At 63.8% G+C, this 12836-nt stretch carries 12 protein-coding genes; 5 read left to right on the top strand and 7 right to left on the bottom strand.

The window, feature by feature from the left end:
* Nucleotides 1–60 precede the first annotated feature (60 nt).
* Together DYST_RS13580 and DYST_RS13575 are read right to left on the bottom strand one after the other, a co-directional pair.
* Nucleotides 61–393 carry a hypothetical protein gene (locus DYST_RS13580; protein WP_239946212.1) on the bottom strand — a complete coding sequence of 111 codons (333 nt, stop codon included), beginning with the start codon at nt 391–393 and terminating at the stop codon, nt 61–63.
* Between the two features lie 133 nt (nt 394–526).
* Nucleotides 527–1210, bottom strand: a complete 684-nt coding sequence (locus tag DYST_RS13575; RefSeq protein WP_102301837.1) for an HAD family hydrolase — start codon at nt 1208–1210, stop codon at nt 527–529.
* A gap of 298 nt (nt 1211–1508) precedes the next feature.
* On the opposite strand from DYST_RS13575, the gene DYST_RS13570 reads away from it, so the two are divergent.
* Complete coding sequence (locus tag DYST_RS13570; protein WP_239946211.1) at nt 1509–1835, top strand: hypothetical protein; 327 nt, start codon at nt 1509–1511, stop codon at nt 1833–1835.
* 27 nt (nt 1836–1862) lie between these two features.
* Here the strand turns inward: DYST_RS13570 and glk are convergent, their stop codons facing one another.
* Both glk and DYST_RS13560 read right to left on the bottom strand, forming a co-directional pair.
* Complete coding sequence (glk, locus tag DYST_RS13565) at nt 1863–2882, bottom strand: glucokinase (RefSeq protein ID WP_102301835.1); 1020 nt, start codon at nt 2880–2882, stop codon at nt 1863–1865.
* Nucleotides 2883–3048: 166 nt separating this feature from the next.
* Nucleotides 3049–3753 (bottom strand): SDR family oxidoreductase, encoded by a 705-nt coding sequence (locus DYST_RS13560; RefSeq protein ID WP_239946208.1) that lies wholly within the window; start codon nt 3751–3753, stop codon nt 3049–3051.
* 207 nt (nt 3754–3960) lie between these two features.
* On the opposite strand from DYST_RS13560, the gene DYST_RS13555 reads away from it, so the two are divergent.
* Genes DYST_RS13555 through DYST_RS13540 form a run of 4 tightly spaced genes read left to right on the top strand, consistent with a single transcriptional unit; the run spans nt 3961 to nt 8719 of the window.
* Nucleotides 3961–4488: a winged helix-turn-helix transcriptional regulator gene (locus DYST_RS13555; protein ID WP_239946206.1), complete on the top strand. Its 528-nt coding sequence runs from the start codon at nt 3961–3963 to the stop codon at nt 4486–4488.
* Nucleotides 4485–5588: an HlyD family secretion protein gene (locus DYST_RS13550; RefSeq protein WP_239946205.1), complete on the top strand. Its 1104-nt coding sequence runs from the start codon at nt 4485–4487 to the stop codon at nt 5586–5588. The genes DYST_RS13555 and DYST_RS13550 overlap by 4 nt, the downstream gene beginning before the upstream one ends.
* The gene (locus DYST_RS13545; protein ID WP_239946204.1) at nt 5585–7174 is read left to right on the top strand and encodes a DHA2 family efflux MFS transporter permease subunit; all 1590 of its coding nucleotides are present in this window, start codon (nt 5585–5587) and stop codon (nt 7172–7174) included. The genes DYST_RS13550 and DYST_RS13545 overlap by 4 nt, the downstream gene beginning before the upstream one ends.
* A 27-nt stretch (nt 7175–7201) precedes the next feature.
* A complete protein-coding gene (locus DYST_RS13540; RefSeq protein ID WP_239946203.1) occupies nt 7202–8719 on the top strand; it encodes an efflux transporter outer membrane subunit in 1518 nt (505 codons plus the stop codon).
* An 18-nt stretch (nt 8720–8737) separates the two neighbouring features.
* On the opposite strand, the gene DYST_RS13535 is transcribed toward DYST_RS13540, so the two are convergent.
* Genes DYST_RS13535 through DYST_RS13525 form a run of 3 tightly spaced genes read right to left on the bottom strand, consistent with a single transcriptional unit; the run spans nt 8738 to nt 12677 of the window.
* A complete protein-coding gene (locus DYST_RS13535; protein ID WP_239946202.1) occupies nt 8738–10180 on the bottom strand; it encodes a cytochrome c in 1443 nt (480 codons plus the stop codon).
* Nucleotides 10177–11952: a GMC family oxidoreductase gene (locus DYST_RS13530; protein WP_239946201.1), complete on the bottom strand. Its 1776-nt coding sequence runs from the start codon at nt 11950–11952 to the stop codon at nt 10177–10179. The genes DYST_RS13535 and DYST_RS13530 overlap by 4 nt, the downstream gene beginning before the upstream one ends.
* Nucleotides 11949–12677 (bottom strand): gluconate 2-dehydrogenase subunit 3 family protein, encoded by a 729-nt coding sequence (locus DYST_RS13525; protein WP_239946200.1) that lies wholly within the window; start codon nt 12675–12677, stop codon nt 11949–11951. The genes DYST_RS13530 and DYST_RS13525 overlap by 4 nt, the downstream gene beginning before the upstream one ends.
* Between the last annotated feature and the right edge of the window lie 159 nt (nt 12678–12836).

Below are 12836 nucleotides of genomic sequence, written 5' to 3'. Positions count from 1 at the left end.
GCGTACAGGGTGCGTTCCTGCAGTGAATTCGCGTCGTTGACGTTTGCTCTTCTGGGGTCATCACATCGCCGGACGTGTCCGTAGCAGCGCATCCACCGCTTGCTGCCACTGCGGTGAGCCCGGTTGTGACTGCGGCGCTTCCTGTCCGAGCTTGTGTTGCACCGCGCTGTTCCATTCCGCCGAACCGCGATCCGGTCCGTGGCCGTCGTCGCTGATGTGCAGGCGCTCGTCGACCCATTCATACCATAGCGGTGAGCCGAGTTCGGCGTTGTCGGGCGTGCTCCGCGCCGTCGCCGTGGCCTTTGGCTGTGGCGGCTTCTGGTCGGGCGGCGGCGAGGCTGGCGAGCACGCAGTGAGCAGCGCGAGAGGAAGCATGGCAAGGAAACGGCGCATGGCGGCCTCCAGAATTCCTGATCGGTCTTCGAGACTAACCGCTACCGTCGGCGCCGCGATGAATCGCGCCTGACGGCAAATATGAGAAGCGAGTTAAGCGAGGTGCGTTGGATGTAGCACTCGCTTATCGATCTCAGCTACGTGCGGCGACTTCGTCGATGTGCTTGAGCAGATCGGCCGGATCCTCGTAGACGCGGAACGCGCCGGCATCCTCCAGTTCTTCCTGGCCATAGCCACCGGAGAGCAGGCCGATGCCGAGTGCGCGCGCGCGCTGAGCGGCGAGCATGTCCCAGATACTGTCGCCGATGACGAGGCTGTAGTGGATGTCCACGCCCAGTCGTTGTGCGGCCGTGATGAAAAGATCTGGATCGGGTTTGGCGTGACGCACTTGATCGCGCGTTACCACTGGCACCTTTGACGGATCGACACCGAGCGCTTCCAGGTTGTGCGCGGCCGTCTGCATGCGGCCACTGGTAGCGATAGCCCACGGGATGTCAGCGTCGGTCAGGAAAGCCAGCAGTTCGCGTGCGCCGGGCAGCGGGCGCACGGAGCCCTGCGTGGCCTGCCGGTTGTATGCCTCGGCGTGCCATGTGCGAAGGCGCGCAAGGCGTTCCTCAGTGATCTCCAGCCCGGTCTCGCGCAACAAGATGTTGGCGAACAGGCCGCCACTCATGCCGATCTTGCGATGGATGCGCCACACGGACAACTCCACGCCTTCGCGATCCAGTGCTTCCTTCCATGCCAGCACGTGCTGGTAAACGCTGTCGACGAGGGTGCCGTCGAGATCGAACAAGAAGGCGGTATCGGCGCGGGGCATGGCGGATTCGCTTGAGTGGGGTGGGCGTTACAGCGTAGCACCCGAATTTGTCTTTCCTGAGAAGCGTGACGCAACGCACGCGCTGATGTAGGCCCGTGTTTCGGATGACAGAAAATTCTTAATTGGCTGCCTAAGGTGGATTCCGTCGAACGGACGCATCCAGCCAGGGGGCAAGGAGTGAAAGCCACGACCGGGCCGGGCGCATTTCATGTGTCCGCTCGCCCGCACGCGACTCGCACGCCAGCCCCCGGTGGAACGTACGCCAGACGTACCGATCAACTGTCTCAGGGGCAACGTCATGAAACGCATCGGTCTTTGGTTTGCAATGGGAACGCTGGCCGTGATGGCCACGAATGCCGTTGGTGCGAATGCCAGTGGCGCGAACGAAGCCACGGGCCGTCTAGGGTTCGTTGGTGCCGTCGTCAATGAGGGCTGCAGTTCGAGCACGCCGTTGCTCGGTGTGCGCGGCGGCATGGGCAGTTGTGGGCCGTCGGGCTTGACGCATGCCGTCTTTGCCGAGCAGACCGGCATGGCGAGCGACCATACCGGCATCGCCATGCTCGACTACTTCGTGGATCGTGCCGATGGTGACCGCAAGATGCTGGTGACGCGTCAGTACCGATAAATCGGCAACGGACGGCTGGCGATGACGTCAGCCGTTCGGCACCAGCGGCTTGCCTGCGTCGAGCACGGCCAGAGCGGCGGCGCCGAGCAGGCCCGGATCCGGGTGCATCATCGCGATCGTGGGCACCTGTTCCATGGTTTCGCGGAAACGGCCCTTTGCTTCAAAGCGTTCGCGGAAACCGCCGTGCTTCAACCACGGCAGCAGGATCGGCAGCATGCCGCCGGTGAGGAACACGCCGTCCCAGCCGCCCAGGCTCAGCACCAGGTCGCCGGCGACGCTGCCGAAAATGCCGGCGAGCGTTTCCACCGTGCGCACGCACAGCGCATCGGTGCCCGCTTCAGCGCGTGCGGTGATGTCTTCCGGGGTGTATTCCTCAGGGGGCTGGCCGGCAATGTCGGCCAGCGCGAGGTAAAGATTCACCAAGCCATTGCCGCAGATCATGCGCTCGCTGGACACGCGACCGAAACGCGCGTTGAGTCGATGCAGGATCTCCACATCTTCCGCCGTATGTGCGGCGAAGCCCGCGTGGCCGCCTTCGGTTTCCAGCACGATCCAGCGGCCTTCGCGACGCATCAGCCCGGCCACGCCCAAGCCGGTACCGGGGCCGACCACCACAAAGGTCTGCGTATCGCTCGTGCCGAGCCCAGGTATGGCCTGCGTGCCCACGGAGGTGAGTTGTTCCTGCGTATGCAGCGGCACCGCCATGGCCTGCGCGGCGAAATCGTTGACCAGATGCACCGCTTCCATGCCCAGTTCGGCCTGTAGCGCATGCGCCGCGACCTGCCAGGGGTTATTGGTGACCTTGACCGTTTCCCCTTCGCTCACGCGGCCCGCCGCAGCAATGACGGCGCGCGAGGCGGTGAGGCCGGTGTCGGTGAAGTACTGGCGAATCGCTTCGGCCAGTGAGGCGTGGTCCTTGACCCGGTAGCGGCGCACGCTGTCGTCCATCAGCGGATTGGCGCGGCCCGTGTCTGCCAGTGCAAATCGCACATTGGTGCCGCCGAGGTCAGCAAGCAGGGTCGGGGCGGCACGGGCTGGTGTTCTCATGGACGATCCTGCACTTGGGGAGACAGTAAGGGTGACTCCCTCTGGCTTTTTCGTCCAGTAGTGCAGTGCAGCGAATCGCGACCCTCCGGCCATTCGTTGGCGAATGGTCGGACGTCCGGCCGTCCATCGCGGACGAGGCTCTAGGGCTCGTCCGCGAGGGCAATGATCAGGTTGTGCTGAGGTAGGCCGGATGCGGGGCGTTGAAGCCAGCCTTCACCTGTCGAGAAGTTTCATCCGCAAGTACTTCCGAATCGCCACGCTCCAGTGCTTCCAGTGTGCGTTGGGCGACGTCGTCAGGGCTGGTCTTGGGCGCATCGACGTGGCTGACCATATCGGTATCGATGTAACCGGCATGGATGCCCAGCACCTGCGTGCCCTGTTCGCGCAGCTCGTTGCGCAGGCTATTGGTCAGCGCCCACGCCGCCGCTTTGGATACCGAGTAGGCGCTCGTGCTGGACAGGCTCAGCCAGCTCAGTGCGGAAAGCATATTGACCAGCGCCCCGCCGCCGTTCTTCTTCAGCACGGGCGCGAACGCAACGCTCATCGCGTGGATGCCATAGAGATTGGTTTCCATGATGCGGCGCAGATTTTCCTGGCCGTCCTTCGCATCGAGCAACAGGGCGCCGCCGCTGATACCCGCATTGTTGATGACGATGTCCACGTCCGAGGCGATGGCCGCAGCGGCGGCAACGTCCTCGGGGTTGGTCACGTCGAGTTTCACCGGTATGACGCCGGGCAGAGTGACGGTGGAAGGATCGCGCGCACCGGCATAGACCTTCTGCGCGCCCGCGGCGAGCAGTGCCTTGGCGAAGGCGAGGCCGAGGCCGCGATTGGCGCCGGTGACGAGAACGGTTGAGCCTTGGAGTTTCATGGAAGGGTGTCCGAGTGGTGGCTGGGGGTGGGTGATGTCTATTTATATGATTTACATCATGTAAAGGGCGTTTCTCCCGCTTTCAAGGTCGGGCGGCAAACGGTTTCACGGGATGCTGCTTCACCCAGGCATCACGAAAAGTCACTTGCATTCCGCAAGTTACGATTTATATGATGTACGTCATTCAATGTAACACGGGCCGCTACCGTGCGCCGTACTGGTTTCGAGAACATGCAGTGCCCCATCGCCCAAGCCCTGGATCGGGTCGGTGACGGCTGGAGCATGCTGATCCTGCGGGACGCCTTTTACGGCCTGACCCGCTTCGACGATTTCCAGACCAGCTTAGGGATTGCCCCCAACATCCTCAGCCGCCGTCTGGCGCTGTTGGTGGAAATGGGCATGCTCGAGCGCCGCCGCTACAGCAACCATCCGGTGCGCCACGATTACGTGCTCACCGAGTGCGGGCGCGATTTCCGCCCTGTGCTGCTGGCGATGATGGCTTGGGGCAACCGCCACTTCTCGCCCGAGGGCCACGCCATCGAACTGGTCGATCGGCAGACCGGCCAGGTGGTCGAGCCGATGTTCGTCGATCGCCATACGGGCGAACCCATCACGCGAGAACGCCACCAGATGCGCGCCGGCCCGGCGGCCGACGAGCGCATGCGGGCGCGCATCGCGTTCAGAAATTCACGCCCAGTTCCTTCCGATCCCACCCCTCCGGAGTCAACGTCATGAATGCCGCTACTGCTGCCGAGCGCGCGGATAGCCCCGCCCTTGTCGAACCCATTCCGCGTCAGCGGAAGAAACACGTCCTGCGCCTCGCCATCGGGATCGCGCTGATCGCTGGCGTCGTCTATGGCACCCATTGGTGGACGGTCGGCCGCTTCATCGAAAACACCGACGACGCCTATGTCGGTGGCGACGTCACCGTCATCGGTCCCAAGGTGCCGGGCTATATCGCCCAGGTGGCAGTGACCGACAACCAACGCGTGCACGCAGGCGACCTGCTGGTGAAGATCGACGATCGCGATTACCGCGCCGCGCTGGCCAAAGCGGATGGCGCCGTCGCAGCACAGCAAGCCTTACTCGCCAACCTCGATGCGAACGAGAAACTGCAGGAGGCGGTGATCCGCCAGGCGCAGGCAGGTGTCAGCGCAGCCGACGCGGAAACGCAACGCTCGCGTGACGACGAAGCACGCTATCGCGATCTGTCCAGCCGTTCGGCCGTCTCTATCGAAAGCGCGCAGCGCGCGGACGCGACCTACAAGACGGCTCGCGCTACATCAGACAAGGCGCAGGCCGCACTCGTGGCCGCGCAGCGGCAGATCGACGTCATCGAATCGCAAAAGCAGCAGGCGAGGGCAGCCTTGCAACAGGCCAAAGCCGAGCAGGACATCGCTCGCCTCAATGAGGGATACACCGAGCTGCGCGCGCCGGTCGACGGCGTGGTCGGCAATCGCCGCGCCCGCACGGGCGCCTACGCGGCAGCCGGCACGCAACTGTTGTCGGTAGTGCCGGCTCGCGGCCTGTGGGTAGACGCCAACTTCAAGGAAGACCAACTCGCACGCATGCACGCAGGGCAGTCGGTCGAGATTCGCGCGGATGTTCTGCCGGGACGCGTGTTCCGTGGTCATCTGGCCAGCCTCGCGCCTGCCACCGGTGCGCAGTTCAGCGTGTTGCCGCCCGAGAACGCCACCGGCAACTTCACCAAAGTGGTGCAGCGCGTGCCGGTGCGCGTGGTGCTGGATGACAAGGACGGTGAACTCGGTACGCTGCGCCCGGGTCTTTCGGTGATCGCAAACGTGGACACGCGTGGTGGCGTAGGCACGCCATGAACGCCATCGCCGGCCGCATGCCGTTCTCCGCGCCGATCGATCCAGCGGCCTTGAGTACGTCACAGAAGATCTTCGCCTTCGCAACCATGTGCGTAGGCATGTTCATCGCATTGCTGGACATCCAGATCGTGTCCGCGTCGCTGCGCGACATCGGCGGTGGGCTGTCCGCCGGTACAGATGAAACGGCGTGGGTGCAAACCAGTTACCTGATCGCCGAGATCGTAGTGATTCCGCTCTCCGGTTGGCTGTCGCGCGTGATGTCCACACGCTGGCTGTTTGCCGCCTCCGCCGCCGGCTTCACCATCACCAGCATGCTGTGTGGCGTCGCCTGGGACATCAAGAGCATGATCGTGTTCCGCGCGCTGCAAGGGTTCCTTGGCGGCTCGATGATCCCCACCGTATTTACCACCGCGTTCGTGTTCTTCCATAACAAGCAGCGCGTGATTGCGGCGGCCACCATCGGCGCCATCGCTTCGCTCGCACCCACGTTAGGGCCCACGCTGGGTGGTTGGATCACCGACAACAGCTCGTGGCACTGGTTGTTCTTCATCAACCTCGTACCCGGCATCTTCGTCACCGTGGCCGTGCCCATGTTGGTGAACATCGATCGCCCCGATGTCTCACTGCTACGCAACGCCGACTACCTCGGCATGGTGTTGCTTGCCCTTTTCCTCGGTTGCCTGGAATACACGCTGGAAGAGGGTCCGCGCTGGAACTGGTTCAGCGACCAGGTCATCCTCGCCAATGCATGGGTGTCCGGCCTGGCGGGCGTGGCTTTCGTGGCGCGCAGCCTCACCTACGAACACCCGGTGGTGGATTTGAGTGCATTGCGCGACCGCAACTTTGCGCTCGGCTCGTTCTTCTCCTTTGTCACCGGCATTGGCCTGTTCTCCACCATCTATCTCACGCCGCTGTTCCTCGGACGCGTGCGCGGTTACAGCGCGCTGCAGATCGGCGAGGCGATCTTCTCCACCGGTGTGTTCCAGATCTTGAGCATTCCGTTGTATGCATTCCTGGCACGACGCTACGACTTGCGCTGGATCATGATGGTGGGGCTCGCGCTGTTTGCGGTGTCGATGTGGGACTTCTCGCCCATCACCCACGACTGGGGCGCGCATGAACTGCTCCTGCCACAAGCCTTGCGCGGCATGGCGCAACAGCTCGCTGTGCCGCCGGCTGTCACGTTGACGCTCGGTAGTCTCGCACCCGCACGGCTAAGGCTGGCCTCGGGCCTGTTCAACCTGATGCGCAACCTGGGTGGCGCCATCGGCATTGCCGTATGCGCAACCATCCTAAACGACCGCACCAACCTGCATTTCTACCGGTTGGCAGAACACCTCAACACCAGCAATGAAGCGATGAATGGCTGGCTGGCGCAAACCAACGCGCATCTGGCCGAACTGGGGCAGGGTGACGTTGACGGATCGCTGCACCAACTGTGGCAACTGACTTATCGCGAGGCGCAGACCTTGTCCTACGCCGACGCGTTTCTCGCCATCGGGCTGTGCTTCGTCATCGCCACGGCCATGGTGCCGCTGATGCGCAAAGTGGCGCCGCCGGCCGGCCCCTCCGCGGATGCGCACTGAACCCCTTTCTCTTCTCGAGATATCACGATGAACACTTCGCTTTCGTCCCATGTCGGCGTGTCACGCTTATCGTCGCGTCGTTTCACCCTGCGCATGGTGGCGATCGGCGCGGCGATGGTGGGGTTGGCCGGCTGTACGGTCGGCCCTGATTACGTGCGCCCGGACATCGAATCCAACACCCAGTATGCAAGCCACGCCCAGTTGGAGGCGCGCGAGGCGGTGCGTGTCGCGCCTACGCTTGATGTGTGGTGGAAGGGTTTTGATGATCCCGAACTCACGCGCATCATCGGCCGCGTCATGGCGCAGAACCTCGACCTCGCTGCCGCCGTGGCGCGCGTGGATCAAGCGCGCGCCGCCGCGCGCGAAGCAGGTGCGCAGCTCGCACCGCAAGGCAGCCTCGACGGGCAGGTCACGCAGCTATACCAATCCACCAAGAGCCCGTTGGGCGAGATCGCCAGCCAGTATCCCGGCTACAAACGCACACAGACGCTGGAGAACATCGGTGTGGGCGCGAGCTGGGAATTGGATCTCGCCGGCGGCCTGCATCGCGGTGCGGAAGCCGCCGATGCCGAGGCGCAAGCGGCGGAGGCAAATCAGGATGGCGTGCGCATCTCTGTCGCCGCCGAAGCGGCTGACAGCTATTTCCAGGTGCGCGGCGCGCAGGAACGCATCCGCCTCGCACAACAGCAGCTCGACACGGAAACGCAGTTGCTGGAGCTGGTGAAGGTGCGCCTGGCCGGCGGTCTTGCCACCTCGCGCGAAGTAGCGCAGGCACAGGCGCTGGTCCTGCAGGCGAAGGCCACGTTGCCGCCACTGCGCACCACGCTGGCGCAGCAACTCAATCGCCTCGACGTGCTGATGGGGGCCGCGCCCGGCACCTATGCCACCGAACTGAAGGACAGCCCGCAAACCTATAGCGTGCCCGCCATCACCACCGACGGTGGTCCGGCGATGCTGCTGCGCCGTCGTCCCGATGTGATCGCCGCCGAGCGCCGTCTTGCCGCATCCAATGCGCGCATCGGCGTCGCCGTGGCCGAGTACTACCCCAAGATATCGCTAGGCGGCCTGCTCGGCTTCGATAGCCTGCACAGTGGCTCGCTGTTTTCCTCGCAGGCCTTCCAGCCGCAGGCTGTGCTCGGTCTGCACTGGCGCTTGTTCGACTTTGGACGTGTCGACGCGGAGGTAGCGCAGGCCAAGGGCGCCAACGCCGAAGCGCTCGCGCTGTATCGCCAGTCCATGCTGCGCGCCACCGAAGACGTGGAGAACGCCATCGTTTCGCTGGCCGAACTGGAAGCGCAGCACCGCGACCTGACCGACGAAGTGAAGGCACACGAAGTGGCACGCGCCGCCGCACAAGATGCCTACAAAGGCGGCGCCATCAGCCTGATCGAAGTGCTGGACGAAGATCGCCAGCTACTCACCTCGCGCGATGAGCTCGCACGCGTGCACGCCGACGATGCCCGCGCCGCTGTCGCCACGTTTCGCGCGCTCGGTGGTGGATGGTCGGGCAGTGATGCCGGTAGCGAACCCGTGGCGGAGCGCTGAGCGTCGCCACGGAAAGGCCTACTTGTTCGTCACCGGCGTGCCGGCCTGATCCTCGGCATTGGGGCCGGGCGCGTCCGATCCGTGCTGGCGTGGATCGTAGCCGGTCATCAAGGGCTGCCCCGCGGGCGGCAGATCGCGCAGCCGCGCCACATCCTGTGCGGACACCGCGCCGCCATGGTTACCCCAGCTCGAACGCACGAAGCTAAGGATGTCGGCGATCTGCTGGTTGTTCAGGCGTTCGCGGAAAGCAGGCATGGTGAACTGCGTGGGGGCGTCGCGACCCGACGGCATGGTGCCGCCGTGCAGTACCAGACGAACGGCTGAGCCCGCGTTCTCACCATTGAGCACGGGGTTGCCGGCCAGTGCGGGGTACACCTGTCCATAGCCATGCCCATCCGTGCGGTGGCAGGTGGCGCAGTTGTCCACATAAAGCTGCGCGCCCGAGGCGCTCACATTGCCGCTGCTCAGTGCCGTGTGCGTGGCGTCGCTGTAGGTCACCGCCTGTTCCTCGCGTGCGGGAGGCAGTGACTTGAGGAAGTGCGCGATGGCGGCAAGGTCCGGGTCGCTCATGTATTGCGTGCTGTGCTCGACCACGTCGCTCATGCCGCCGAACACAGCGCTGCGTTCGGAGCGTCCGCTCTTGAGCAGCACGCCGATCTCTTCCTCGCTTACGCTGCCCAGGCCGCTGGCGAGTTCGCCGCGCAGGCTGGGTGCAACCCAGTTGTCGCTCTCGCCACCACTCAGGTAGGCCGTGCCTTGGTTGGGGCCCAGCGCCTTCTCTTGCAGGGTGAACGAACGCGGCGTGTGGCAGGCGCCGCAATGGCCCAGGCCTTCCACCAGATACTGACCGCGCGCGAGCGTGGCATCGCCTGTGGCGGCCGTCTCCACCGGCGTCACCTTGGGCGCGAACAACCAGCGCCAGTAAGTGAGCGGCCAGCGCATGGAAAGCGGCCACACGATGCCTTCCGCTTTGTTCTCCTGCTTCACCGGCTGCACGCCGTGCATGAAGTATGCGTACAGCGCCTGGATATCCTGGTCGTTGACTTTCGCGTACGAGGGATACGGCATGGCCGGATACAGCGTGTGGCCCTCGTCGTCGATACCGCGCCGCACCGCGCGCTCGAACTGCCCATAGGTGAACTTGCCGATGCCGGTATCCGGATCGGGCGTGATGTTGTTGCTGTAGATGGTGCCAATGGGTGAGGCAATGGCCAGCCCGCCCGCGAACGGCTGGCCGCCCGGTGCGGTATGGCAGGCTGCGCAATCACCGACGCGTGCAAGGTATTCGCCTTGCTTGATCTGGTCAGTCGTGGCCTCCGGTGCCTTGGCAGCGGGATCGCCACCACCGCCAGGAAACAGCATGGCGACCGCCCACGCGATCACCACCAGTACGATAAGCACGACGATGAGGCGCAACAGGCCGCCTCCGCTACGACGACGAGGCTTGCCAAAGGTGTTCATGCCTGCACCAGAGGACCGGGTTGCTTGAGGTAGGTCTCACGAATGGCCTTGACGGACATATAGGTGAGGCCGCCGATGAGGCCCGTCGGGTTATAGCCCAAGTTCTGCGGGAACGCCGACGCGCCCGTGACAAACACGTTGGATACGTCCCAACTCTGTTGAAAGCGGTTGAGCGCGCTGGTGTCGGGCGATGCTCCCTGGATCACGCCGCCGGTGGTGTGCGTGGTCTGGTATTGCCGGATGTCGTAATGGTCCCCCGGTTTGCGCAGCGTCAGCGACGTCGCCTTGGGGTTCATCTGCTTGACGATTTCCTGCGCGCGCTCCGTCACGAACTGGGACATCTTGTATTCGTTGTCGTGCCAGTCGAAGGTGATGCGCAGCAGGGGCAGGCCGAAAGCGTCCTTGTAGGTGGGGTCTAGATCCAGGTAGCGATCGCGATAGGACATCACCGAACCATGCGTGGCCACGGTGGTGGCATGCAGGTAATTGTCCTTGGCGGCCTTCTTCCATCCCGCGCCCCAGGACGGTGTGCCCGGCGGCACGATCAATTGCTGGATCGGGCGCCCGCCCGTCTGTCCACCATAGATGTAGGCACCGCCGACGAAACCATGCGGCCCGTGGTCGAAATGGTCGGAGTTGAAATCGTCGACGATCTGCACGCCCCCCGAGCCGCCGCCGATGAAGGGGTTGATCGCCACGTCCTTGTCGAAGAACACGCCGATGCTGCTCATCATCTGGTACGCGTAGTTCTTGCCGATCACACCCTTGCCGGTGCTTGGGTCGTACGGCGTGCCGATACCCGAGAGCAGCATCAGGCGCACGTTGTGCATCTGGAACGCCGAGACGATCACTAGATCCGCTGGCTGTTCCACCTGTTGGCCCTGCGCGTCGATATAGGTGACGCCCGTGGCACGCTTGCCGCTGGAATCGAGGTTGATCTTGGTGACGTGGCTATGCGTACGCAGCTCGAAGTTCGGCTTGCGCATCAGCACGGGCAGGATGGTCGTCTGTGGCGACGCCTTGGAGTACATGAAGCAACCGAAGCGCTCGCAATAGCCACACAAGTTGCACGGCCCCAGCCGGACGCCGTGCGGATTGGTATACGGGCGTGAGGCGTTATCAGAGGGCTGCGGAAACGGGTGGTAGCCGACCGCGCGCGCCGCATCGGCGAACAGTTTCGCTCCGTAGGTGTCGGCCACGGCCGGGTTGGGATACGGCTTCTTGCGCGCACCTTCGAACGGATTGCCGCCCGGCTTGATATCGCCGTTGAGGTTGCCTGCCGTGCCGGAGGTACCGCACAGATATTCGAATTGCTCCAGGTAGGGTTCCAGCTCGTCGTAGGCGACGCCGTAATCCTGGATCTGCATGTCGTCAGGCATGAACTTCTGCCCGTAGCGCTTGCTGATGTGGCTGTGGATCTCCAGGTCTTCGGGCGAGGGCCGGTAGTGCTGGCCGTTCCAGTGAATACCCGCGCCGCCCACGTTGTTGCCGAACAGAAACGAGCCGTACTGACGGTAGGGCACGGCCGTATCACTTACCGCGTGGCGAACCGTAACGGTTTCGCGCGCCAACGGCTGAAACAGTTCGCCGCGAATGCCATAAGCGAGTTCGTCGGCGTTGTGTGGATAGGTGAAGTCGGGCGAAGTATCGCGATAAGCGCCGCGTTCCAGTGCCAGGATCTTCAGCCCCGTATCGGCCAACTCGATGCCCATGATGGCGCCAGTCCAGCCGAAGCCGACGATGACGATGTCGACCGGTTTCATGCGGATCATGACTTCGCCCCTTCGATCGACACCGGCCCGAACGGATACACCTTGCCCGGCTGTTCCACCCAGTCGGCGAAATCCGCGCGCGCGCCGGGGAAGCCGATCATCTTCCACGCACCCATCTGCTTGTTGCCGCCGTACATCGGGTCGGCGAAGTAGCCTTCCTTGGTGTTGGTAAGCAACTGAGTGAAGAACGCCGCAGTGGGGACGTCGTCCAGCTTGATCTCGCCCTTCTCCAACTGGTGCAAGATGGCGTCGCGCTGATCGGCTGGCAGTGCTGCGAACTTCTGGTTGTGCTGTTTCTGGCACCAGTCATCGATAGCCGCGATGCCCTTGCGATAGAGCTCGCGCGGGGTGTAACGCAACTGATACCCGAGCGTCGGCGGCGAATCGGGAACAAAGGGGCCCTGCATATACCAGAGGCCGCCATGGCCATAGGCCGCTTCCATCTGGCGGTCGAGGAACTCGGGAACACCTGCTTCCACGGCACCGGGGCCATCCTCGTTGGAAGGAATCAGGCGATCCACCGCCGCTTCCAGGAAGTCCCACTCGGGTGCGGTGAAGTAACGCGGCGCGTATTTGGGTCCGGCAGCGACCGCAGGTGTTGCCGCGGTGCCGCTCTGCGTCTGCGCGATGGCTGCCGTGCCCATCAGGCTGACCGCCGGAACAGCCACCAGTGATTGCCGCAGAAAGTCGCGGCGCGAAGGCGAACTGGGTTGCTTGCTCGACATGACATCCCCTAATAGCAGACGCGCGACGTGCCCGGACATGCTGACGCGACAGGTGACTGCAAAACGTGAAAATCCGTTGACATGTCGACGCACCGAAACAGCATGGCGCAGGGCATTTCCAAGCGGATCGGGCGACCATCCTTCACGGTATGTCGACCG

This window comes from Dyella terrae (genome assembly GCF_022394535.1).
Classification (GTDB): Bacteria; Pseudomonadota; Gammaproteobacteria; order Xanthomonadales; family Rhodanobacteraceae; genus Dyella.
The sequence above is the reverse complement of the archived record's forward strand: the minus strand, read 5'-3'. Positions and strand labels throughout refer to the sequence as shown.

Bases quoted from the DNA above. Each gene is read 5' to 3' on its own strand.
- DYST_RS13560 (WP_239946208.1), bottom strand. From the start codon at position 3,753: ATGAAACTCCAAGGCTCAACCGTTCTCGTCACCGGCGCCAATCGCGGC.
- DYST_RS13525 (WP_239946200.1), bottom strand. From the start codon at position 12,677: ATGTCGAGCAAGCAACCCAGTTCGCCTTCGCGCCGCGACTTTCTGCGG.
- glk (WP_102301835.1), bottom strand. From the start codon at position 2,882: ATGAGAACACCAGCCCGTGCCGCCCCGACCCTGCTTGCTGACCTCGGC.
- DYST_RS13530 (WP_239946201.1), bottom strand. From the start codon at position 11,952: ATGATCCGCATGAAACCGGTCGACATCGTCATCGTCGGCTTCGGCTGG.
- DYST_RS13550 (WP_239946205.1), top strand. From the start codon at position 4,485: ATGAATGCCGCTACTGCTGCCGAGCGCGCGGATAGCCCCGCCCTTGTC.
- DYST_RS13545 (WP_239946204.1), top strand. From the start codon at position 5,585: ATGAACGCCATCGCCGGCCGCATGCCGTTCTCCGCGCCGATCGATCCA.
- DYST_RS13535 (WP_239946202.1), bottom strand. From the start codon at position 10,180: ATGAACACCTTTGGCAAGCCTCGTCGTCGTAGCGGAGGCGGCCTGTTG.
- DYST_RS13575 (WP_102301837.1), bottom strand. From the start codon at position 1,210: ATGCCCCGCGCCGATACCGCCTTCTTGTTCGATCTCGACGGCACCCTC.
- DYST_RS13580 (WP_239946212.1), bottom strand. From the start codon at position 393: ATGCGCCGTTTCCTTGCCATGCTTCCTCTCGCGCTGCTCACTGCGTGC.
- DYST_RS13540 (WP_239946203.1), top strand. From the start codon at position 7,202: ATGAACACTTCGCTTTCGTCCCATGTCGGCGTGTCACGCTTATCGTCG.
- DYST_RS13570 (WP_239946211.1), top strand. From the start codon at position 1,509: ATGAAACGCATCGGTCTTTGGTTTGCAATGGGAACGCTGGCCGTGATG.